Source organism: Leadbetterella sp. DM7 (genome assembly GCF_040829825.2).
Lineage (GTDB): Bacteria > Bacteroidota > Bacteroidia > Cytophagales > Spirosomataceae > Leadbetterella.
In genome coordinates, this window is the sequence record NZ_JBFOLH020000003.1 from 386,955 (window position 1) to 407,731 (window position 20,777).

At 50.5% G+C, this 20,777-nt stretch carries 21 protein-coding genes; 12 read left to right on the forward strand and 9 right to left on the reverse strand.

Going from position 1 to position 20,777, the window contains the following annotated elements:
* Window positions 1-29: 29 nt before the first annotated feature.
* From AB2U10_RS05435 to AB2U10_RS05450, 4 genes are all read right to left on the reverse strand, one after another.
* Window positions 30-1,721, reverse strand: a complete 1,692-nt coding sequence (locus AB2U10_RS05435) for a sodium:solute symporter family protein (RefSeq protein ID WP_367913024.1) — start codon at window positions 1,719-1,721, stop codon at window positions 30-32.
* 219 nt (window positions 1,722-1,940) lie between these two features.
* On the reverse strand, window positions 1,941-4,070 hold the full coding sequence (gene porW / locus AB2U10_RS05440) for a type IX secretion system periplasmic lipoprotein PorW/SprE (RefSeq protein ID WP_367913023.1): 2,130 nt from the start codon (window positions 4,068-4,070) through the stop codon (window positions 1,941-1,943).
* 80 nt (window positions 4,071-4,150) lie between these two features.
* Entirely contained in the window at window positions 4,151-5,005 is an 855-nt protein-coding gene (locus tag AB2U10_RS05445) for an MBL fold metallo-hydrolase (RefSeq protein WP_367913022.1), read from the reverse strand.
* A complete protein-coding gene (locus AB2U10_RS05450) occupies window positions 5,002-7,596 on the reverse strand; it encodes a T9SS type A sorting domain-containing protein (RefSeq protein WP_367913021.1) in 2,595 nt (864 codons plus the stop codon). The genes AB2U10_RS05445 and AB2U10_RS05450 overlap by 4 nt, the downstream gene beginning before the upstream one ends.
* A gap of 73 nt (window positions 7,597-7,669) precedes the next feature.
* Here AB2U10_RS05450 and AB2U10_RS05455 point away from each other — a divergent pair, with 73 nt between their 5' ends.
* From AB2U10_RS05455 to AB2U10_RS05475, 5 genes are all read left to right on the forward strand, one after another.
* Window positions 7,670-9,598, forward strand: a complete 1,929-nt coding sequence (locus AB2U10_RS05455; protein ID WP_367913020.1) for a RecQ family ATP-dependent DNA helicase — start codon at window positions 7,670-7,672, stop codon at window positions 9,596-9,598.
* Between the two features lie 71 nt (window positions 9,599-9,669).
* Window positions 9,670-9,984 carry a hypothetical protein gene (locus AB2U10_RS05460; RefSeq protein WP_367913019.1) on the forward strand — a complete coding sequence of 105 codons (315 nt, stop codon included), beginning with the start codon at window positions 9,670-9,672 and terminating at the stop codon, window positions 9,982-9,984.
* Complete coding sequence (locus AB2U10_RS05465; RefSeq protein ID WP_367913018.1) at window positions 9,971-10,702, forward strand: phosphoglycerol geranylgeranyltransferase; 732 nt, start codon at window positions 9,971-9,973, stop codon at window positions 10,700-10,702. The genes AB2U10_RS05460 and AB2U10_RS05465 overlap by 14 nt, the downstream gene beginning before the upstream one ends.
* On the forward strand, window positions 10,703-11,218 hold the full coding sequence (folK, locus tag AB2U10_RS05470) for a 2-amino-4-hydroxy-6-hydroxymethyldihydropteridine diphosphokinase (RefSeq protein ID WP_367913017.1): 516 nt from the start codon (window positions 10,703-10,705) through the stop codon (window positions 11,216-11,218).
* Window positions 11,196-12,335 carry a glycosyltransferase gene (locus tag AB2U10_RS05475; protein ID WP_367913016.1) on the forward strand — a complete coding sequence of 380 codons (1,140 nt, stop codon included), beginning with the start codon at window positions 11,196-11,198 and terminating at the stop codon, window positions 12,333-12,335. Before folK ends, AB2U10_RS05475 begins: the two co-directional genes overlap by 23 nt.
* Here the strand turns inward: AB2U10_RS05475 and aat are convergent.
* Together aat and pyrR are read right to left on the reverse strand one after the other, a co-directional pair.
* Window positions 12,328-12,915 (reverse strand): leucyl/phenylalanyl-tRNA--protein transferase, encoded by a 588-nt coding sequence (gene aat, locus AB2U10_RS05480; RefSeq protein ID WP_493820271.1) that lies wholly within the window; start codon window positions 12,913-12,915, stop codon window positions 12,328-12,330. The two genes, AB2U10_RS05475 and aat, sit on opposite strands and share 8 nt — an antisense overlap.
* Window positions 12,915-13,454, reverse strand: coding sequence for a bifunctional pyr operon transcriptional regulator/uracil phosphoribosyltransferase PyrR (gene pyrR / locus AB2U10_RS05485; RefSeq protein ID WP_367913014.1), 540 nt, complete (start codon window positions 13,452-13,454; stop codon window positions 12,915-12,917). The genes aat and pyrR overlap by 1 nt, the downstream gene beginning before the upstream one ends.
* A 60-nt stretch (window positions 13,455-13,514) precedes the next feature.
* Between pyrR and pth the strand changes: the two genes are divergently transcribed.
* Entirely contained in the window at window positions 13,515-14,075 is a 561-nt protein-coding gene (gene pth / locus AB2U10_RS05490; RefSeq protein WP_367913013.1) for an aminoacyl-tRNA hydrolase, read from the forward strand.
* A 262-nt stretch (window positions 14,076-14,337) separates the two neighbouring features.
* Entirely contained in the window at window positions 14,338-14,769 is a 432-nt protein-coding gene (locus AB2U10_RS05495; RefSeq protein WP_367913012.1) for a hypothetical protein, read from the forward strand.
* A gap of 52 nt (window positions 14,770-14,821) precedes the next feature.
* Here AB2U10_RS05495 and AB2U10_RS05500 read toward each other — a convergent pair whose 3' ends face one another.
* Both AB2U10_RS05500 and AB2U10_RS05505 read right to left on the reverse strand, forming a co-directional pair.
* The gene (locus AB2U10_RS05500; protein WP_367913011.1) at window positions 14,822-15,325 is read right to left on the reverse strand and encodes a GNAT family N-acetyltransferase; all 504 of its coding nucleotides are present in this window, start codon (window positions 15,323-15,325) and stop codon (window positions 14,822-14,824) included.
* Window positions 15,322-15,936: a 7-carboxy-7-deazaguanine synthase QueE gene (locus AB2U10_RS05505; protein WP_367913010.1), complete on the reverse strand. Its 615-nt coding sequence runs from the start codon at window positions 15,934-15,936 to the stop codon at window positions 15,322-15,324. Before AB2U10_RS05505 ends, AB2U10_RS05500 begins: the two co-directional genes overlap by 4 nt.
* A gap of 92 nt (window positions 15,937-16,028) precedes the next feature.
* Between AB2U10_RS05505 and ispG the strand changes: the two genes are divergently transcribed.
* The 4 genes from ispG (at window position 16,029) to AB2U10_RS05525 (ending at window position 19,622) form a co-directional block, all read left to right on the forward strand.
* Complete coding sequence (gene ispG, locus AB2U10_RS05510) at window positions 16,029-17,954, forward strand: (E)-4-hydroxy-3-methylbut-2-enyl-diphosphate synthase (RefSeq protein ID WP_367913009.1); 1,926 nt, start codon at window positions 16,029-16,031, stop codon at window positions 17,952-17,954.
* A 51-nt stretch (window positions 17,955-18,005) separates the two neighbouring features.
* Window positions 18,006-18,197, forward strand: coding sequence for a DUF6728 family protein (locus AB2U10_RS05515; protein ID WP_367913008.1), 192 nt, complete (start codon window positions 18,006-18,008; stop codon window positions 18,195-18,197).
* Window positions 18,197-18,556 carry an MmcQ/YjbR family DNA-binding protein gene (locus AB2U10_RS05520; protein ID WP_367913007.1) on the forward strand — a complete coding sequence of 120 codons (360 nt, stop codon included), beginning with the start codon at window positions 18,197-18,199 and terminating at the stop codon, window positions 18,554-18,556. The genes AB2U10_RS05515 and AB2U10_RS05520 overlap by 1 nt, the downstream gene beginning before the upstream one ends.
* A 163-nt stretch (window positions 18,557-18,719) precedes the next feature.
* Window positions 18,720-19,622: an OmpA/MotB family protein gene (locus AB2U10_RS05525; RefSeq protein ID WP_367913006.1), complete on the forward strand. Its 903-nt coding sequence runs from the start codon at window positions 18,720-18,722 to the stop codon at window positions 19,620-19,622.
* Between the two features lie 107 nt (window positions 19,623-19,729).
* Here AB2U10_RS05525 and AB2U10_RS05530 read toward each other — a convergent pair whose 3' ends face one another.
* Entirely contained in the window at window positions 19,730-20,296 is a 567-nt protein-coding gene (locus tag AB2U10_RS05530) for a hypothetical protein (protein ID WP_367913005.1), read from the reverse strand.
* Between the two features lie 154 nt (window positions 20,297-20,450).
* On the opposite strand from AB2U10_RS05530, the gene trxA reads away from it, so the two are divergent.
* Window positions 20,451-20,774 carry a thioredoxin gene (trxA, locus tag AB2U10_RS05535; RefSeq protein WP_367913004.1) on the forward strand — a complete coding sequence of 108 codons (324 nt, stop codon included), beginning with the start codon at window positions 20,451-20,453 and terminating at the stop codon, window positions 20,772-20,774.
* Window positions 20,775-20,777 lie beyond the last annotated feature (3 nt).

The window sequence follows — 20,777 nt, forward strand, 5'->3', positions numbered from 1 at the left end:
TATTTCACCCTAAATATACAAAAAAATGCTTACTTCTCCCGTTGCTGCAGCAGAAAGGCCATGCCTACTACCAGGATTACACCGATCGGGTTCAGCCAGAGGAACGGCAGGATATTGTGTTTTTCCGTGAAAAAATACCAGATAACAATCACCAGCACCTGGGCAATCACCGCCGCATAAAATACCGGTGCCGGGCCGATGCGCCGGAAGTAAAAGGCTATAATAAAAACGCCCAGGATTACCCCGTAAAACCAGGAGCCGATCACATTGACCAGCTCTATCATGCTGCTGCCCGAGCGCTGCACGGCTATGGCCACCAGGATAATGAGTATACCCCACAGCACGGTAAGGGCTTTGGTCATTTTTAGTTCCTGCTCTTCGGTGCCCACGGGCCGGCCGGTCACTTTGATCACATCGGTGATGGAGGTGGCTGCCAGGGCCGACAGGGCCGAGGCAATGGCACCGATGGAAGCACAAATAATAACGGCTATCAGTATGCCTATAAAGCCGTGCGGAAGCTTATTCATGACAAAATTCAGGAAGACAAAGTTGATGTCCTTGTCGTTGCCGCCCGGGTTGCTTTTCCGGATCAACGAGGCTACTTCCGAACGGATGCCGCTTTCCTGTTCCAGGTAATGATTGAGCTGTTCGCCCAGCCGGTCCGCTTCTGCTGTATTGCCCGCTTCAAGCGCATGATTCAATTCTACCGCTACCTGCTTTTTGAGCAGGCTGTTTTCCCGGTTGCGGGCTTCAAGAGCGTAATAATCCTGCGCATAAGCGCTTTCGGTCAGCTTCTTTACCTCTACGGTATTGTGAAAGGCCGGGGTTTCGTTAAACAGGTAAAAGATAAAAACAAAAACCCCGATCAGGATAATAAAGAACTGCATCGGGATTTTCACAAAGCCGTTCATCATCAGTCCCGTGCGACTTTCCGATACCGACCGGCCCGTAAGAAAACGCCCTACCTGCGACTGATCGGTACCGAAATACGACAGCTGGAGAAAAAAACCGCCGATAAGGCCGGACCAAAGGTTGTATTTGGCTTCCGGATCCAGGCTGAGAACATTCATTTTACCCGCTTTTCCTGCCATTTTCAACCCGTTAACCACCGTCAGATCATCGGGCAGCAATGCCAGGATAAAGAAAGAGGCCAGGAGCAGCGCCACCGTCATAAACATCATTTGCTGAAAATGGGTATGCGAAATGGCTTTGGTACCCCCGATGGTCGTAAAAAGCAGCACAATGCCGCCCAGCAGGATATTGGTATAGGTCAGGTCCCAGTGAAAAAGGGTGGAAACAATAATTGCGGGCGCATAGATGGCCAGCCCGGTGGCCAGCCCGCGGCTCAGCAGAAAAAGCACAGCCGTAAAAATACGAACCCGGTTATCAAAACGGGTTTGCAGGAATTCATAGGCCGTATACACCTTCAGCCGGTGAAAGATGGGCACAAATGTGATGCTCAGCACGATCATGGCCAGGGGAAGCCCCAGGTAAAACTGAACAAAGGCCATGCCGTTGGCGTACCCTTCACCCGGAGCCGACAGGAATGTGATGGCTGAGGCCTGGGTGGCCATCAGGGAGAAGCCCACGTGGTACCAGGGCAGCGAGCGGTTGCCCAGAAGATAGCCGTCAAGGTTCTTGTCTTTCCGGTTTTTGTAGATGCCGTAAAGCAGAATACCGGAGAAGGTCAGCAAAAGAAGGATCCAATCAATTATCTTCATACGATCAGGAAAAATACACCGTTATCAAATAAAAAGCAAGAACCTGGAAGATCAGGAAACCGATCTGCCAGAGGTATATGCGTTGTATTTTCCGTTGTTTGTCCATAATAGTTCCGAGTACTTAGTTCCGAGTGCCGAGTACTTAGTGCCGAGTTCCGAGTACTTAGTGCCGAGTTCCGAGTACTTAGTTCCGAGTGCCGGGTACTTAGTGCCGGGCGGTCAGTTTAATACGGCCAGCATTTCTTTGGCTTTGGGCAGCAGATCGGAGGCCGGGTATGAGCGGATGAAATCGCTTAGTGCAATATAATATTCATCCCGTAGCCCTGCCCTGCCCAGGGCAAAGATGCGCAAAAGCGCCATTTTATCTTCTATCTGGCTGCCCACATATTCGTTCATCCCTTCTTCAAGAGCGCTGATGACCTCTGTCATCTTACCTTCGTCGTACAGCCGGTAAGCATTTTTATAGAGCTCCAGGGCCTCCACTTCCCTGTCGTGGGTCATGGTAACGGTCCCTTTCCTGATCTGCCGGCCAAACGATGTGTTCGGGTAATTCTGCACCAGGCGGGTGGCATAGGCATTGTCCAGGGGATTTTCCTGTGCCAGCGCCAGGTAATACAATACTTCAGGCTCGTAGCTCGACTTCGGGAAGTCGTCGAGGAATTTCCGGAAAGCAGCATTGGCCTTTTGCTCGTCTTTAAATTTCAGCTTGTAGATCCGGGCTATCCGGAAAGCCGCTTCTTCCTGTTTCCGTTTGGAGGCGATCAGCTGAATTTTGGTGACCGGTATGCGCTTTTTAAATTCTTTTATCTCGTCTTCTACGGCTTTCCGCTCGTTTTCTTCTTCTGAGATCTGCGTAGAAACTGCATTGCTGATCACGGGCTGCACAACGGGCTGCTCCACCATCCGGCGTTCGGTTTCACTGAAAACAAAAGATGTAGCTGATTTCTCCCTGCGGCGCCAGTTGTCTTCCAGCACCCGGTTACCCCAGATCCGCACAAATTCGTTTTTTTCCTTTACAATCTCTTTCGCATCGTATAATCTCCACTTCTTACCTGTAGTAGCCGCCGCCTGCACCGGGGCTGCTTCATTCTGTACTTCCCGGCTTTTCTTCAGCTCTGCCCGCCGGGCCAGAACCGACTGCTCCAGCTTCTGATCCAGGGCTTCGGGGCTCAGGGCCGCCATGCGCTGCAGGCTGTCTTCCAGGTCATATATTTTTTTGTACCGGATAAATTCATTCAGCACCATGGCCCTGTCGTTGATATCCGTACGCGCCAGGTAGGCCTTGGGCAGGGTGATCACCGTGCTGTCGTAATAAACGGCGGCATGTTCGTAGTCGGCCAGGTCATCCAGGTAGAGGTCGCCAATGGCCTTGTAGGCAATTCCTTTGCTGAGCGCGTCGTTACCCGCCTCCGATGCCGATTTTCCGTAGTAGCCAATGGCTTCTTCCGTTCTTTTCTTACGGCGGGCGGTTTCGCCCATCTTGTAGTATATCTTGTGCTTCAGATCCTGGTTTTTGCGGTCTTCCAGCATCTTTCCGAACAGCAGATCCGTATTATTGGCCAGCGACTCGGTCATCATCAGCCCCAGCCGGGCGTTGAACACCAGGTCGTATTCGGGCTTATTTTTGATCACCATCCGGAAATTACGGCGCGCCAGTGTTACCTGGTTGAGCTCGTTGTACAATTGTCCGAGGATATAGTGGTACCGGGCTCTCTCTGCCCCTTTTTTCATGCCTTTGAGCGCTTCTTCCAGCAAAACCGCCGTAACGGCCTTCTCTCCCCTCACCTGGTTATAATAGGCCATGTTCAGGAGGTAGGTTTGCCGGCTCCGTTTGGTCAATGTCCTGCTTTTGAGCAGCACGGACAGCTGATCGGCGTTCTTATAGTCGCCCAGCTCAATATACGCGCGCATCATCTGGGTCAGCGCTTCGGTCTTCATTTGTTCTGACGAAGAAACACTGTTCAGGTATTTGTACGTTTCAATGGCATTTTCAAACTCCCCCTTCAGGATCCGGGCCTCACCGATAAGCAGGTAAGCTTCATCCAGGTATTTGCTGTTGGAGTGCTTTTCGGCTATGATAGACGATTTTTTGATGGCATCAATCAGGTAGAATTTGGCCGTATCAAGGCGGGTGGAGTCAATGACACGGTAAACGGGCAGAACGGCCTCGTAGTTATCGGTGTAATGGGCAGCAATATATTCTTTGGCCACATCGATATCCTCGCGGGAGATCAATAAGGCGTTAAAACGCGAATTCATGTTGTGCCAACTCCTGCTCAGCAGGCCCGTATTGTACTGCGAACATGAGCTAAGCGCCAGGAAAATCACATAGGGTATGAGTTTTCGCACAAGCAATGACAGAGTTTGTTAACCATTAACGCTAAAGCAGCCCGATAATTATCCGCAAAATACGAAGAGGATCGCGAAACTTAAAATTTCAAACCGAAATCAGCCAGCGTACCCATGTCGCCCGCCCGGTAGCCCCGTTCGGTTTCCACAACGATGCAGGCTTCATGCTCCACATCGTGGTCAAAGAAAAGAACAATGTCTTCGCGGATCAGCCGGTCGAGCAAAACCTTTTTCTCTTCCATGGATTTGAGCGGGGCAATGTCGTACGACATCACATAGGGAATATGGATATGGGCGTATGTGGGTACGGTATCTGCCGCAAACATGAGCTTTTTATCCCGGTAACGGATAAGCGTCATGATCATTTTCTCGGTATGACCGTCTACAAACGTAAACTCAAATGCATCACTGAAGCCGTGGGCATTCTGATCAATAAAATACAGCTGCCCGGCTTCTACCAGGGGGTGGATATTTTCTTCCAGGAAAGTGGCTTTTTCACGGGCATTGGGATGAACGGCCGACTCGTAATGGGCCGAATGCGTCCAGTATTTTGCCGAGGGGAACACGGGCCGGTAAGAAGTGCCCGAAGGGTGCCGCTCTACCGCTCCGCCGCAATGGTCAAAATGCAGGTGCGACAAGATCACGTCCGTCACGTCCGAAACCGCGTAGCCCGCCTCCATGATCGATTTCTTTAATTCGCCTTCGCCGTTCCGGTAATAGTAGCTTTGCCATTTTTCGGGCTGTTTTTCTCCCATTCCCGTATCAATCAGCACCAGCCGGGAGCCTTCTTCTACCAGCAGGCAGCGCATCTTGAAATTGCACATATTGTTTTCATCGGCAGGAACAGACCTGTTCCAGATAGACTTGGGCACTACGCCGAACATGGCGCCGCCGTCCAGCTTAAAATTCCCGGCATCAATAACAGATAATCTCATAATTTGGTAAACCGTTTAAAGGCCGACCCTTTGGCTTCTTTTACCTGCAGCACGTAAGTGCCTGAAGGCAAAGCGGCCACTCCTACCTGGTGGTGAAAGTCGGTACCGGTGGTGGTTACATATTCATTGTATACTTTTCCGCCGTTCAGTGAAAATATCTCCAGCTGCACCTTCTGGGCCTCGCTGAGGGTCATTTCAATGTCAATGTGATCGGTAGTGGGATTAGGATACAGCGTGATGCCGTAACCCGGCTCCACTTCGTTGGCCAGTATAAGCGGTGCGTTTTCCTGGATGTACAGGTTGTCTATGGCCCAGCCCCAGCCGTGGGTCAGCTGATCAGAGTAAAGACGGAAACGCAAAAGCATGGGCCGGCCCTTATTGCTGCCCAATACACCCGTATTAATGAGTAAAGACCGCTTTTTGGCCAGGGTTACATTTCCTTTCGCCGTAGAATTGGGGTAATCTCCCGAGCTCATGCTCTCGTTAAAGCGGCTTTCCCACAGGGTATTGGCCCGGCTGTCGTAGCCGTCTTCCAGCGGTGTCCAGGCAGACCCGTCAAACGATCCTTCCACTACCACATAATCGTAAAAATTATTGTCCCCGTATTTCGACCCGTTATCTCCGGGTTCTACCATGACCACCTCGTCAAAGGTCACCAGGGTGTTGCTGCCGTCTCCCACGCTGATGGGATAACGCAGCATGGCTATTTCGTTCCGGTCAAAATTCACCAGCACACTGCCGTCTGCCGGATCCAGCAGCCCCAGCCCGTTCCGGTACGGATGTGAGCTGTGCAGGCCCAACGTAGGAAAACCCTCCTCGGTACCTACCCGGAAGCCCACCTTTGCGAAGTCGCTTGCCGAATTCTCAAAATCGGTAGAGTAGGATCTTCGGGTACTGAACAGGCTGGTTACGGTAAATTCGTAATACGAGGCCACCGGCGGATCGGTGCTTTTGGTACCCGTATATTCGGTAGGGAGCACCGTGGTATTTCCTGTCTTGTCTTTTGCCACCAGCTGGTATTTTACCTGGTCTCCTGTACGGAGACCGGCAATCGGGTCGGTTAGCACGTACAGGTACTTATCATCATCTCCCAGTGAGAGCTCGGCACCGTGTACGGCGGCGTCGTATTTCTGCATGGGTACTGAAACCTGCGCCCCGCCGTTTACCTGGTAGTTGAGCGTTACCGTGGCCATTCCGTCCTGGAAATCGTCGTCGGCCAGAACCGCAAAGATATTGGGGTAGCTCACTTCTTCAATAGCCAGCGGCGAATGACTCAGCGAAGGCCCGCTGATATCGGTACCCATGCGGAAAGAATAGAGGTACTGCGTGGCATTGAGCCCGTTGGTACCCGGTGAACGGACCGTGCTTCCGAAGTCATCCTGAACTTCAAAATAATACCTCACTTCGGTCACCGAAGGCGGAAAGGTGATCTCCGTGCGGTATTCATGCGTACCGGCCACCCGTACCAGGTCTTTGCTCTGCAGGGTACCGGAGGCCTGGTAATAAAGCTTTGCCGTACCTTCTTTCAGCGTGGTATCGGAAAGAATGTTCACCTTAAATGTGACAGGCGTACCGGCCGGGAAATTCTTCAGCCGCTCATGCACAATGGAGGTGCTCTTCCATCCCATTTCATAGAAAACCGACATGGCCAGCGGACCCGGATCGTGGGTTACCTCCATGCTTTTGGCGGTGGAAGTCATGAGCGCATTGAGCGACCCATGTGTATAGGTATTGTCGTCCATATGCGAAATGCTTGACCCGGTTACATAGGGAGACGGAGCATAGAGCCGCGGCCGGCCGGCCCCTTCTCCTTTCTCAAAAAAGAGGGCATTACCGGTAAGCACGCGGTAAAGTGCATTGCTGTTGTTTTTGAAGGCCGTGGTATCGACCAGGTTATTCCCCGCTTCATTTTCCAGGTAAATGTCGTAGACCGACTTGTAGGGAGTGCCGTAGCCGTAATTACCGTTTTGACCGGATACCGACATGGTGGAAATAAAGCCCAGCCCGTGGCCCAGCTCGTGCAATACAATGGTGGTAAAGTCAAACGTACCTGATTTGATATCTTCGGGCTCTCCGTAATGCCAGGGAATGGTGCTGTTAAAGCGGCAATAAATGTCTTCTACCGAGTCGCTGTTCAAGGGCTTACCGGCCAGCTTTTCAGCCAGTGCCATGGGGTAATAGGTCTCTACGTACCGGGCACCGTCAAAATTCATCAGGAAGTTGGAGGTATTGGCCGATCCCAGGATATTTGACCCCAGGTTCTGCCATTCGGCGTATACCCGGATGGGCACGTCTGAGTACACCAGGTATTCCCAGATATCTACCGCCCGCTGGAAGGCCGCTTTGGCTTCTTCCGGGAAACCGCTGTAGGTTACAATGAACTGCGAGTTCCGGGTGGCCTGTGTCCGGAGGTTCCGCGACTTACGGATATAATCGCGGGCCGCCACAATAGAAAAGTGATCTTCATGGATGCCGGGGCAGATCACATCTCCCCCGCGGAATGTCCTGATCTTATCTTTATACAGGGTTTGTGAGGTTACGGAACAGGTAGCCCCCGCCAGCAAGAGGACCGTAAGTAGTATTTTTTTCATATCATTCTGATTCACAAGACCGGGTAATTCACTTCCAATACAGATACGTAAAAATATCCCTATTTTTGTATTCATGATCGAAAAAAATGAAAAAATAATCTCCGGACCCGAAACTGTCCTGCAACACTACTGGGGTTACGACGCGTTTCGTCCCCTTCAGAAAGACATTATTGCCAACGTGCTGGCCGGCCGCGATACGCTGGCCATTTTACCCACCGGTGGCGGCAAATCGGTTTGCTTCCAGGTTCCGGCGCTGATGCTCAACGGGACATGCCTGGTGATATCGCCGCTGATCGCCCTGATGAAAGACCAGGTTTTCCAGCTTCAGCAGAGAGGGATCACCGCAGCGGCCATTTATTCGGGCATGGACCAGGCCACCGTTACAGATACCCTTAACCGGGCCATTGACGGGCACATCCGTTTTCTTTACGTTTCGCCGGAAAGGCTGAAGACGGTCTCCTTCAAAAATGCCCTGAATTATCTTGCCATTGGCCTATTGGCTATTGATGAGGCCCACTGTATTTCCAAATGGGGGCATGATTTCAGGCCGGCTTACCTTGAGATCAGTGAAATCAGGCACTATACGGCCGGCCGGAAGTACCCGGTAATTGCGCTGACGGCCACGGCCACCCGCGAGGTACGGAAAGACATCATTCAACGGCTTGGCCTTCATACGCCGGGCCTGTACGTACAGTCTTTTGCCCGCGAGAACCTGTCTTACCGGGTGCAGTATTCCGACCGGAAAGAGCTGCACCTGCTGGAATTTCTCCGGGAAACCCCCGGTTCAGCCATTGTGTATGCCCGAACCCGCAAAGGAACCGTGGAAACGGCGGCTTTCCTTTGCAAAAACGGTATTGCAGCTGATTTTTACCATGCCGGGCTGCCCCTCCCGGAAAGAAATAAAAAGCAGGATCACTGGCTGGCCGGAACAGACACCGTAATGGTGGCCACCAATGCCTTCGGAATGGGCATTGACAAGGCAGACGTGCGGGCGGTGGTGCATACTGACCTGTGCGACAACCTGGAAGCCTACTACCAGGAATCGGGCCGTGCCGGGCGCGACGGGAAGCCCTGCTCAGCCCTGCTGCTTTACAACAAAAATGATATACTGACCCTGGAAAAGAACCTGGACATGAAATACCCCGACCTGCCGGTGCTCAGGCGGGTGTACCAGTGCCTGGCCAATTATTACCAGGTACCTGCAGGAGAGCTGGAATACAGCCTCCACGACTTTGACCTGTATGGCTTTGCCTCCACGTTCGGGCTTGATATGCTGCCAACCCATTACGCCCTGAAGCTGCTGGAGTCACAGGGACTGCTTTTTTTATCGGAAAGCTACTACCAGCCCTCCCGCCTGAAATTCCTGTTGCGCGGCGATTCGCTCATGGAGTTCCAGGAGAGAAACCCGCAGATCAGTGAAACGGTAAAGGCCATTCTCCGGGTTTACGGGGGCGAGGCGTTCCAGGCCTATGTAGATATCCGTGAAAACGAGGTGGCTTCTGCAACGGGCAGCTCGTATTCCAAAACCCTCGAAGCCCTCCTCTTCCTGCAAAAGCACCGCGTTATTGAATATATACCGCAAAAATCCACCCCGCAGCTGAGCTTCCAGGGCTTCCGGTACGATGCCGCGCATCTCCCGCTCAATCACCGGCACATTACCGACCGGAAAAACAACGACAGGCGGTCTATGAAAGCCATGATCATGTACGCCGAACAGGATCATCGCTGCCGGATGACCGTAATCCAGGATTATTTTGACGAGGAAAACCCGGAACCCTGCGGCAAGTGCGATGTATGCAGGAAAGCGAATGAGGCCGGGCTGCCCGCACAAACAGCCGGCCTCAAGGCCCGGCTGTACCGGCTTTTGCCGGCCGGCGTGGAAGACCTGCAGCGCGCATTTACCGCCGCTGAGCGGGATGCCGTGGCCGCGATGATAAAAAAAGACCTGGCCTCCGGCCAGCTCGGAATGGACCGCTACGGCTTAATTTTTGTAGCGGAATAGCACCTATAAATAGAATAAATTTCATAATTTGCCACTTCATTAGAGAAGTTTACACTTAAACTATAACGAAGATGAATGCCAGAGAAATCAAGCAGGCCGAGCTGGAAGGAGAAATTGAAAATGCAACACTGGCTTTACAAAACCAGCTTTCAGAATACAAGGAAAAGGGGGCAAATATCCTGATTGTTCTCGGAATCATCGCCTCGGCTTATGCCCTGTACAAGCTGCTTACCGATGACCCGGAAAAAGCAGCCCCAAAGGTTACCGTCAAAAATGAGAATTTTCTCCGGAATGCCCTGGTGGGCCTGGCCACTTCGGTAGCCGTGGGCCTGGCCAAAAAGCAGATCCTGGACTTCGTTGACCGCTTTATGAATGAAAATAAATAATATGATCAAAAAGGGCTTTGCTGTTCTCCTCGATCCTGACAAGCTGAATGCCGGTACACTGGCCGAAAGGATAGCGTGTATCAACGATTCGCCTGTAGATTATATATTTGTGGGTGGCAGCCTTATTTCCACCGATAATATGGATATGGTGCTGTCTGAGCTGGCGGTGAAAACCACGGTGCCGAAAATCCTGTTTCCGGGTAACAGCCTGCATATTCACCGGGGTGCCGATGCCATCCTGCTTCTTTCGCTGATTTCGGGCAGAAACCCGGAGTTCCTGATCGGGCAGCACGTTATTTCTGCACCTATGCTCAAACGAAGCGGACTGGAGATCCTGCCTACGGGCTATATCCTGGTAGACGGCGGCAGGCCTACTACGGTAAGCTATATCAGCAACACCACGCCGGTTCCGGCCGATAAGCCCGATGTGGCAGCCGCCACGGCCCTGGCCGGTGAAATGCTGGGCCTGCACTATATTTACCTCGATGCAGGTTCAGGCGCCCTGTTCCCCGTGCGGGAAGAGATGATCCGGATGGTCAAAAATACCGTGTCGGTACCCGTTATTGTGGGCGGAGGTATCCGCACCACCGAAGATGCCCGCAAGGCGCTGTCAGCCGGTGCCGATGTGATCGTCATCGGTAATGCCATTGAGAAAAACCCCGGCCTGCTCCGGGAAGTATCGCAGGCGGTGGCGTCGTACAACATGTCGGTTGCCTGAATGATGTTTACCGCATTCCTGGGAATAGGCAGCAACCTGGGCGATAAGCCGGGCCATATCCGGGCCGGCCTGCAGAAGATAGCCGAAAAGGCCGGCCGCCTGAAAAACGTTTCGGCCGTTTACGAAACCGAGCCCTGGGGCGTGAGCGGACAGGATACCTACTATAACCTGGTAGCCGAAATAGAAACCCCGCTCTTTCCGCTGCAGCTTTTGCACGCGCTTCAGCAAACCGAGCACGAATGCGGCCGCGAACGAAAAGAACGATGGGGAAGCCGTACGCTGGATATCGACCTCCTCTTTTTTGAAGATTATCACTTCAGCATGGACGACCTCACAGTACCGCACCCGCGGCTTGCTGAACGAAATTTTGTTTTGTATCCTATGGCTGAAATTGCGCCCGGCTTGGTTCACCCGGCTTACGGGCTGACCCTCTCCCGGCTGAAAGAAATAAGCCCCGACACAGGGTGGATCAAACCCTTAAACCTACCGGCCGATGCGGATACTGCTTGTTCATAATTATTACCAGGATCCCGGCGGGGAAGACGGCGTTTTTCACCAGGAAGAAGCGGCCCTGAAGGAGAGACACCGGGTAGAGCTGCTGACGTTCCGGAACAGGAAAGGACTGAAAGGGCTGCTGCAATACCTGCTTTATCCTTATAATATCTTTGCGGCCTTCCGGCTGCGGAAAAAGATCAGGGATTTTGCCCCTGATCTCATCCATATCCACAATATTCATTACGCTTCAGGGCCTATCCTGTTCCGTACGGCCCGCCGTTTGCGCATTCCCGTGGTTTTTACCCTGCACAATTACCGGCTGCTCTGCCCCTCGGCCCTGCTGTTTTACAAAGGCCGGCGGTATATGGGCAGCGTAGGCAAGGCCTTCCCCTGGGATGCCGTACGAAAGGGCGTGCTCGACGGCTCCGTACCCAAAACCTTCCTGACCGCTTTTACGTACCGCTTTCACGCCTGGCTGGGCACATGGAAGAACACCGATGCATTTTTGCCTCTGACCAACTATGCCGGGGAGCTGTTGCTCCGGGGCCGGCTGGGTATCCGGGCAGAGCATATTTATATAAAGCCTAATTTTATTGAGCCGCTTGCCGTGCCGGCCGTTTCCGGGGATAAAACCCCTTATTTTCTTTTCATTGGCCGTTTATCGGAAGAAAAAGGCGTAAAGCAGCTCATACATGCATTTAACCGGCCCGATGCTCCGCCCCTGCAGATCATTGGCGACGGGCCGCTGCGGCATTTGCCCGAAAACCCCGTTAACGCCGGCCTGCGCCACCTGGGCTACCTCAGCCGGGAGAAAATAGCCGGGCACATGGCCGGAAGCCGGGGCATTGTCATTCCCTCCATCTGCCTGGAGGGCTTCCCCCTGGCCCTGCTGGAAGGGTTTTCCCTGAAAGTGCCGGTGATTCTTTCGTCAGAAGTAGCCGCAAGCGAGGTCATTGAAGACGGCAGGAACGGCTTTCTTATCGACCCCCGGGATTTCGCGGAAAAAATTAAGGAAATTTACAGCCGTGCCGACCTGGCCCCTATCGGCGAGGCGGGATTTCTTACGTATACCGAACGGTTTACAAAAGAAAAGGTGATCGGTCGCCTGGAAGAAATTTACCGGGACGTACTTATATAAAATGCTTTTCAAGGCTGACGTTCTTTTTGAGAACCGCCATAAATTCTTTCCTGGAAATCTCCGTTGCACCGAAACGTTTTACGTTGTCGTTCATGATCTGTGAATCCAGCATGCGGTATCCTTTCTCCCTGAGCCGCAGGATAAGGTAATGAAAAGCCACCTTTGATGCATTGGGAACCGTATGAAACATGGACTCCCCGAAAAACACTTTTCCCAGGGAAACGCCGTACAGCCCTCCAGCCAGCTCTCCTTCGTACCAGGCTTCCACAGAATGGGCATATCCCAACCCGTGCAGCTGCGTATAAACCTCGATAATCTGCTCTGAAATCCAGATGCTGTCAGAATCAGAACGCGGCCGGGCACACTGCCTCATAACGGCCTCAAAAGCCGTATTCAGCCTGATCTCAAAGGTGCCCCGGTTCAGCACCGGCCGCAGCGAACGGGCCGGGCGGTAATTTTCAAGGGGAATAACGCAACGGGGATCGGGGGCATACCAGAAGATGGTACCCTCCGGCTCAGCCATGGGAAAACACCCCTGCAGGTATCCCGAAAGCACCATGCCCGCACTAAATTCTTCCATTAACCGATGATCCAGATCGTGTCTTCCGCAAACCCCTGCTCTTTCCATTCTACCAGAACTTTCTGGCTGTCTAAGGTATTTACGCCCTGGCCTACGTAGTCGGGCTGTATGGGCAGATCCCGTTCGTATTTCCGGTTGATGAGGCACAGGAGCTCTACCCGGGCGGGCCTTCCGAAAACCTGCATGGCATCTATACCGGCGCGCACCATCCTGCCGGTAGCAATGACGTCATCAATGAGCACTACTTTCTTGTCTTCAATGATAAAATCTACCTTATTGGAATTGGGCTTCAGGATATTCCCGCCCCGGTTGTAGTCGTCGCGGTAAAAAGTGGCATCCAGGTGCCCCAGCGGCAGATGGGTGTCAAACTCCGTACGGAGGAAATGGTTCAGCCTTTCTGCCAGGAAAATTCCCCGCGGCTGCAGGCCCAGCAAAACCGTGGGGGTGTGCTCATCCAGGTTTTCCACAATTTCCTGGCAGAGGCGTTTTAATGTAATATCCAGCAGGGGTTGCCCCAACAAAAGCCTTTTCTTTTGCATCCGAAGAATTTAATTATCGACAAAAATAGCTTATTTTGTATATTATTAAAAAGAAAGAAAATGAAATACCTGATAGTAGGATTAGGTAATGCAGGCCCCGATTATGTTTTGACCCGTCATAATGCCGGGTTTATTGTTTTAGACCGGATAGCTATAGACAACGGGCTGACCTTTACACTCGAACGCCACGCGTATGTCACCGAAATGAAGCACAAGGGGCACCAGCTGACGCTCATTAAGCCTACTACTTTTATGAATCTCAGTGGCAAGGCACTGGTTTACTGGATGACCCAGCTGAAGATACCGGTAGAAAATGTACTGGTGTTGGTCGATGACCTGGCCCTGCCCCTCGGAAAGCTGCGCATGAAAGAAAGGGGCTCTTCAGCAGGGCATAACGGCCTGAAAAATATACAGGAGCTGCTGCGCACCGATGCCTATCCCCGCTTACGGATCGGAATAGGCGACGATTTCGCAAAAGGAAGGCAGATCGACTGGGTTTTGGGGCGGTTTTCAGAGGATGAGCTGCTCGTACTTTCGCCCAAAATTGATAAGGCCATTGAAATGATTTTCAGCTTTTGCACCACCGGAATCACCCGCACCATGAATTTATACAACGAATAATTGTATTTTTCAAAGAACTTTTGCATTTACTGCAAAAACAGATAAAATATAACTCAAGGCCTGCATCAAAAGAATAATATTTCAAATATGATGCAATATTTTAATCGTAATACAGCATTATTGAAAAATTGCGATAATATAACCAAATAATATTTCGTATATCATACCGAATAAAATTTGGTAGGTACATTTATTCTTCTCAATTTTGCAGTGTAATAAAAATGCAATAATTCAAGAATCAATAAGTAAAGAGAAGAATAAAATGAAAAAGCAATTTAAAACACTGATCGTTATCTGTACTATCCTGGCTACCTGTTTTACCACAGCTTCTGCCAATGAAGGTAACAAATTACAAATTAAAAGCACTTCAGAGGTAGTTAATACGCTGAATAAGAAAGGTAAGAAAATTGTTAAGAAAAACAGCGAAGATCTTAATCTTTACCTGGCCGTAATGGACATGTACAGCAAAGATCCCGCTAATTTCTACAACCTGGATGAGCAAACCAAAGCGAAATTCTTTGCTGCTGCCAGCAACCTGAACAAGTCACTGGCTTCTTCAAAGAACAAAGAGCTGAAAAACCTGGGCGAGCAGATCGCTTTTAACCAGGCGGTTTCTAACTACATCTGGAATGTAAAGAAATCAAATACTGTGGTACTTCCTGTAGTGGAAGTGGCTCAGCAAACCAGTCTTTAATATCATTTCATAGTTTAATAGGTTAGGGTTGAATAGGTGCTTACCCCGCTCTCTATGAGGGCGGGGTTAAGTTTTTTATAAGCACGAAATCATCCATTACATAGCCCCTGCCGATATCGATCACCTCGGGACGGTCTATGCTGAACCCCACTTTCTGATAGAAGCCCAGCGCCTTATTGTATTTATTGACATTCAGGGTAAGCGAATCCTGCTGATGAGCCGATGCTATTTCTTCTACTGCCCTGATCAGCCTGGCACCGGTGCCGCTACCGTGCATTTCGGGTAGCACGTACAGCTTATGAATCTTACACCAGCCGGCAGCGGGATAATTCAGCTGGTACGAGATAAAGCCGGTAACTTCCGTTCCGTGATGATAAAGCAGGAAAGCCTGCTGCCCATCAAGAAGCGTTTCCCGGATGGCAGGCAGGTTATAAAACTTCCCTATCATATAATCGTATTGTTCCGGGGAAATAATATCGCGGTAGGTGGCGGCCCATGATTTTTCCGCAACGGCAATAATGGCGGCCGCATCCTGTTCAGTAGCCCGTGAGATCATGGGATATTCATATATTTATGGGTTTGAATGCTTACTCTCCATTCGGGGTGATCTTTCACATATTCCACCATCTCCGGCATCATCCTTTCTCTCCTGTCCCACTCCACCTGGAGAAACAGTTTACAGTTTTTATTGACCCGGGCGGCATGCTGCTCGGCAAATGCAAAATCAGACGAATTAAAAATGATGACCTTAAGCTCATGGGCTACTTCGTAAAATTCTTCGCGCGGGGCTTTGAATTTTTTGGGCGAAAAGCAGATCCAGTCCCAGTGCCCTGACAACGGGTGTGCCCCAGACGTTTCAATATTGGTTTGAAACCCGGCCTGCTTTAAGGCAGTGGTCAGCTCCTCCAGGTCATACATCAGGGGTTCTCCGCCCGTTACCACGGCCATTCTGCCCGGAAAAACCGACGCTTCTTTTACAATCTGCTCTACCGTATACCGGGGGTGGGCGTCAGCATCCCACGACTCCTTCACGTCACACCACACACATCCCACATCACATCCGCCCAGGCGAATGAAATAAGCCGCTTTACCGCTGTGAAATCCTTCTCCCTGCAGGGTATAGAAGTATTCCATCACCGGTAATTCTGTCATTATGCTCTTTTCCATTTTCAATGTGCAAAATTAAGCATTTTTGCCCGGAATGATTTTGACCGGAACCAAATTAGTATATTTGCAATGTATTTCATCATGAGTAAGCTATGTCGTCGTATTGCACTTCGTTAACCGCTTATTCCAGGCGTATCACTAATCCTGTAATGGTAGGTGACCTGGGTATAGGTTCTGATTTCCCCATCCGCATCCAGTCTATGACTACCGTAGACACCATGGATACGGCCGGCTCTGTGGCCCAGACCATCCGGATGATTGAAAGCGGATGTGAGCTGGTCAGGATCACGGCCCCCAGTGTGAAAGAGGCGCAGAACCTCGAAAACATCCGGCGGGAGCTGCATGCGGCTGGTTTTACCACTCCCCTGGTGGCCGACATCCATTTTACACCCAACGCGGCCGAGTTGGCTGCAAGAATTGTAGAGAAAGTACGTATCAACCCCGGCAATTACGCCGACAAGAAACGTTTTGAGCATATTGAATATACCGATGCCTCGTACGCTTCCGAGCTGCAACGTATCCGGGAGCGGTTTCTGCCCCTGGTCCGGATCTGCAAGGAATACGGTACGGCCATGCGTATCGGTACCAACCACGGCTCGCTCTCTGACCGTATCCTGAGCCGCTACGGCGATACGCCCGCGGGCATGGTAGAGTCGGCCCTCGAATTCCTGAAGATCTGCGAAGACGAACATTATTACAATGTGGTTCTGTCCATGAAATCCTCCAATCCGCAGGTTATGGTGCACGCCTACCGGCTGCTGACCCAAAGGCTGGAAGAAGAGGAGCTGAAGCCGTACCCCCTGCACCTGGGCGTGACCGAGGCCGGTGAGGGCGAAGACGGCCGCATCAAGTCGTCAATGGGAATCGGTACCCTGCTGGAAGACGGCCTGGGCGACACCGTACGGGTCAGCCTTACCGAAGACCCTGAATTTGAAGCGCCGGTGGCTGCTGCCCTGGTGAAACGCTATTTTCCTAATCCCGGTAATTACAGTCTGCATGCAGCCGACACCTCCGTGCTGCATCCGTTTACCTATAAGAAAAGAACCACCACAGAAGTTTTCAACCTGGGCGGAACAAATGTACCCCGCGTAATTGCCGATTACTCCGCTTTTGAAAAGGTGGAGATCGACGACCTGAAGGACATCGGGCATTTTTACCTGCCTTTACCGGATAAATGGAAGATGAATGACCTGGGGGCCGACTATGTTTATTCGGGCAGCCGGCCCATTTCGTTCATGCTTCCTAACGGGCTCAAGGAGATCCTGGATTTCCCGGCCTGGTCACAGCATACCGATCCGCTCAACAAGCTGCCGCTTTTTGAATGGAACGACTACCGGCTTGCTGACCGGCGGCACCCTGAAGTGAATTTTGTACGCATCGATGTATCCGCATGGAGGCCGGAATGGATAGAGGAAATAGCCGCCCTGGAAAAGACGGTTCTGCTGCTGCATTCTCCCCGGCCCAATTCTTTCCAGGAATTCCGGGGTATCTTGTCGGTTCTTACGGCAGCCGGCATTCAGCTGCCCGTGGTTTTCAGCCGGAGCTACCCGGAACAGCCCCTGGAAGACGTGCAGCTGATGGCCTCTACCGACATCGGCGGCCTGTTCCTGGAAGGGTTTGGTGACGGGCTCATGATCAGCAGCCCGGCCGGTACCCGCGCCATTAACAGCCTGGCTTTCGGTATCCTGCAGGCCGCAAGAACCCGGATTTCCAAAACGGAGTATATCTCCTGCCCGTCGTGCGGCCGTACGCTGTTCGACCTCCAGGAAACCACGGCCATGATCCGGAAACGTACCGACCACCTGAAGGGCATCAAGATCGGCATTATGGGCTGTATTGTGAACGGTCCGGGTGAAATGGCGGATGCTGATTATGGCTATGTGGGAATCGGAAAGGATAAAATTTCGTTATATAGAGGACAGGAGGTGGTGAAACGCTCGGTTTCATCCCTGAATGCGGTAGACGAACTGATCAACCTGATCCGCGAAGACGGGAACTGGGTGGATCCGGAAGGGTGATCGTGCCGGGGACCGGGCATGATCAGTTATATTTTTTAATTTTTATAAAATATGGGAAAGATCATCGAGTTATTAAAGGTAGGACCGGTATTTCAATATTTCGGACGCGTATTTACAAAAGATAAGGAAGGCAGGTATCCTACCAGCAGCAACCTCCGGATCATGCACGGCATCAACCGCATTTCTATTGTGATGTTCGGGATTGCCCTGATTGTAATGGCGGTACGTTATTTTACGCGCTGATGAATATTGAAGAGCTCCGGGAATTTTGTCTCGGGTTTAAGGGAATAACGGAAGAAACGCCTTTCGGCCCTGAGCACCTGGTATACAAGGTGATGGGCAAGATGTATGCGCTTGTTCCCCTCGACAACGAGTTCCCGCAGGTGGTATTGAAAAATACGCCGGCGAAAAATGAGTTCCTGCGAAATGAATATTCGTATATTAATGAAGCCTATCATTTCAATAAGGTGCACTGGATCTCGGTAGACAATACCCTGAAAAACCCGGCTCTTGTACGGGAGCTGATCAGCGAATCTTACGGGCTGGTCAAAAAAGGGCTTCCCCGGAAATTACAGGCGGAGCTGGACGAACCGGCACCGTAAGGAGGCGAAGGACAGTGATTGGGGGGCACAGCATCCCTAAAAACCTCCTGAAAAGGGCTGGTTGGGCATTTTTTAATAAAAAAATAATTTCTTTACTTATGGAATAAGGGGATATAATTATATATTTGTAACTTCTTATACCTTATAAAAACTAGAATTTATCATGGGATTAACAAAGAAACTAATTTACACTTTGCTGGTAGGTCTTGCATTTACTTCTTGTGTATCAAAAAAGAAATTTGCCGGCCTTCAGTCTGAATTAGCCAGTACCAAAGCTGATCTGGAAAGAAGAGGCGAATTAGTGAATGATTTCAAAAACAAGCTGGTAGCCTGTGAGCAGGATCGCGACAGAGCCACTGCTAATTCAGGGCAAAAAGACAACCAGATTTCAGACCTGAAAGCACAGATCGAAGACCTGAGAAAGGTAAGAGATTCGCAAATGCAGCAGGTAGGCGGATTAACCGTTCTTAACCAGTCGGCTAACGAGAATATCAATCGTACCCTGTCTCAGCTGGAGAAAAAAGACAAGTATATCAACCTTCTGCAGTCTGCCAAGTCAAAAGCTGACTCCATGAACCTTGCATTAGCGGTGAACCTGAAAGCTGCCCTGAAAGAAGGCCTTGATGACACTGACGTAGAGGTTAAAGTAGACAAAACAGTTGTTATGGTGAACCTGTCAGACAAAATGCTGTTTACTTCAGGAAGCTACAAGATCTCTCCGAGAGCTCACTCTGTTCTGGAGAAAGTAGCCGCTATCATCAAGTCACGTCCTGACCTGGAAGTAATGGTAGAAGGTTATACCGATAACGTGAGCATCAATACAGCGTGTATCGAAGACAACTGGGATCTGAGTGTGAAAAGATCTACTTCTGTAGTCAGAACTCTTCAGACCCGTTTCGGAGTAGATCCTAACAAGATCATTGCTGCAGGTAGAGGTGAGTACAACACCCTTACTTCTAACAGTACACCGGAAGGTCGCTCAACCAACAGAAGAACAAGAATCATCCTGATGCCAAAACTGGATCAGTTCTATGATCTGCTTAACCCGGATAATGTAGGTAAATAATCCGGAAATGCATAAAAAAGAGAGAGCCGCTGACGCGGCTCTCTCTTTTTTTGTTCACGTGTGGCCTGGTTGGACAGGAGAACCTGTGCTTAGGCCTCTTTTGTGAATTATTTCGCTTTAGCGGCTGCTTTAGGAGCGGCTGCTTTTTTAACCGTAGCGGCTTTTGCCTTAGGAGCGGTCTCTGCTTTAGGAGCTTTCTCCGCTTTAGGCGCGGCCTTCTCTGCCTTAGGGGCTGCCGCTTTCTTCTCTGCTGCCGGTGCAGCGGCCTTTTTAGGAGCGGCCGCTTTTTTCTTAGGCTCGTCTTTCACCAGCGACTTTTTCAGTTCGGCGTAATCCTGGTTGGAATAAAATTCGGAAACCACCAGGTTATCTTTCCACTTACGGATGATCACTTCGTCCCATTGGAATTTTTCTCCTGAATTTTTGCTGAAGATAAAACGGAAGCTGGAGTAAGAAGTATCGCCATCTATAAAGCTATCGAACAGTGAAATTTCTTCTGCACGGGTAAATTCATTAAAGAATCCTTCCAGTAAAGCTCTTTTTTCAGCTTTTGAAGTGGTTTTGTTTCCTGCTTCATCGTAGGTAACCACCCCGTCGGTAAAATACGTATCAAACGCTTCCAGGATTTTTCCTTCTTTAACCAATTTATCTAATCCGGATAATGCAACTTTCATGTTTATTAATTTAATGATTTGAAAATTTTCGCAAAAATAGAGGATTAAATCCGAACTATCTGCATAAAAGCCTAAAAACCTGTCAATTACAAAGAAAGGAACTAAAAGCGTGCTTTTGTTTGTTTTAATTTCAGTAAAATAAATAATCGTAAAAATGGCGAAAAACGCAATAGAAGTTACAGACAACAACTTTCAGGATATAATAAATTCTGATAAGCCGGTTTTGGTAGATTTTTGGGCTGAATGGTGCGGACCCTGCAAAATGATAGGTCCCGTAGTGGAAGAAATAGCCGGAGAATACAGCGAAAAAGCAGTTGTGGGTAAAATGGATGTGGATGCGAACAGCACTATTCCTGCTCAATTCGGGATACGTTCTATTCCTACATTGATGATCTTCAAAGGTGGTGAGCTGGTGGATAAAATCGTAGGTGCTGTGCCGAAGCATGTGCTGGTACAGAAGCTGGATGCGGCGATATAATAC

Coding starts and splice junctions, on each gene's coding strand:
- AB2U10_RS05435 (WP_367913024.1), bottom strand. CDS start 1,721: ATGAAGATAATTGATTGGATCCTTCTTTTGCTGACCTTCTCCGGTATT.
- AB2U10_RS05445 (WP_367913022.1), bottom strand. CDS start 5,005: ATGAGATTATCTGTTATTGATGCCGGGAATTTTAAGCTGGACGGCGGC.
- AB2U10_RS05450 (WP_367913021.1), bottom strand. CDS start 7,596: ATGAAAAAAATACTACTTACGGTCCTCTTGCTGGCGGGGGCTACCTGT.
- AB2U10_RS05455 (WP_367913020.1), top strand. CDS start 7,670: ATGATCGAAAAAAATGAAAAAATAATCTCCGGACCCGAAACTGTCCTG.
- AB2U10_RS05460 (WP_367913019.1), top strand. CDS start 9,670: ATGAATGCCAGAGAAATCAAGCAGGCCGAGCTGGAAGGAGAAATTGAA.
- AB2U10_RS05465 (WP_367913018.1), top strand. CDS start 9,971: ATGAAAATAAATAATATGATCAAAAAGGGCTTTGCTGTTCTCCTCGAT.
- folK (WP_367913017.1), top strand. CDS start 10,703: ATGATGTTTACCGCATTCCTGGGAATAGGCAGCAACCTGGGCGATAAG.
- AB2U10_RS05475 (WP_367913016.1), top strand. CDS start 11,196: ATGCGGATACTGCTTGTTCATAATTATTACCAGGATCCCGGCGGGGAA.
- aat (WP_493820271.1), bottom strand. CDS start 12,915: ATGGAAGAATTTAGTGCGGGCATGGTGCTTTCGGGATACCTGCAGGGG.
- pyrR (WP_367913014.1), bottom strand. CDS start 13,454: ATGCAAAAGAAAAGGCTTTTGTTGGGGCAACCCCTGCTGGATATTACA.
- pth (WP_367913013.1), top strand. CDS start 13,515: ATGAAATACCTGATAGTAGGATTAGGTAATGCAGGCCCCGATTATGTT.
- AB2U10_RS05495 (WP_367913012.1), top strand. CDS start 14,338: ATGAAAAAGCAATTTAAAACACTGATCGTTATCTGTACTATCCTGGCT.
- AB2U10_RS05500 (WP_367913011.1), bottom strand. CDS start 15,325: ATGATCTCACGGGCTACTGAACAGGATGCGGCCGCCATTATTGCCGTT.
- AB2U10_RS05505 (WP_367913010.1), bottom strand. CDS start 15,936: ATGGAAAAGAGCATAATGACAGAATTACCGGTGATGGAATACTTCTAT.
- ispG (WP_367913009.1), top strand. CDS start 16,029: ATGTCGTCGTATTGCACTTCGTTAACCGCTTATTCCAGGCGTATCACT.
- AB2U10_RS05515 (WP_367913008.1), top strand. CDS start 18,006: ATGGGAAAGATCATCGAGTTATTAAAGGTAGGACCGGTATTTCAATAT.
- AB2U10_RS05520 (WP_367913007.1), top strand. CDS start 18,197: ATGAATATTGAAGAGCTCCGGGAATTTTGTCTCGGGTTTAAGGGAATA.
- AB2U10_RS05525 (WP_367913006.1), top strand. CDS start 18,720: ATGGGATTAACAAAGAAACTAATTTACACTTTGCTGGTAGGTCTTGCA.
- AB2U10_RS05530 (WP_367913005.1), bottom strand. CDS start 20,296: ATGAAAGTTGCATTATCCGGATTAGATAAATTGGTTAAAGAAGGAAAA.
- trxA (WP_367913004.1), top strand. CDS start 20,451: ATGGCGAAAAACGCAATAGAAGTTACAGACAACAACTTTCAGGATATA.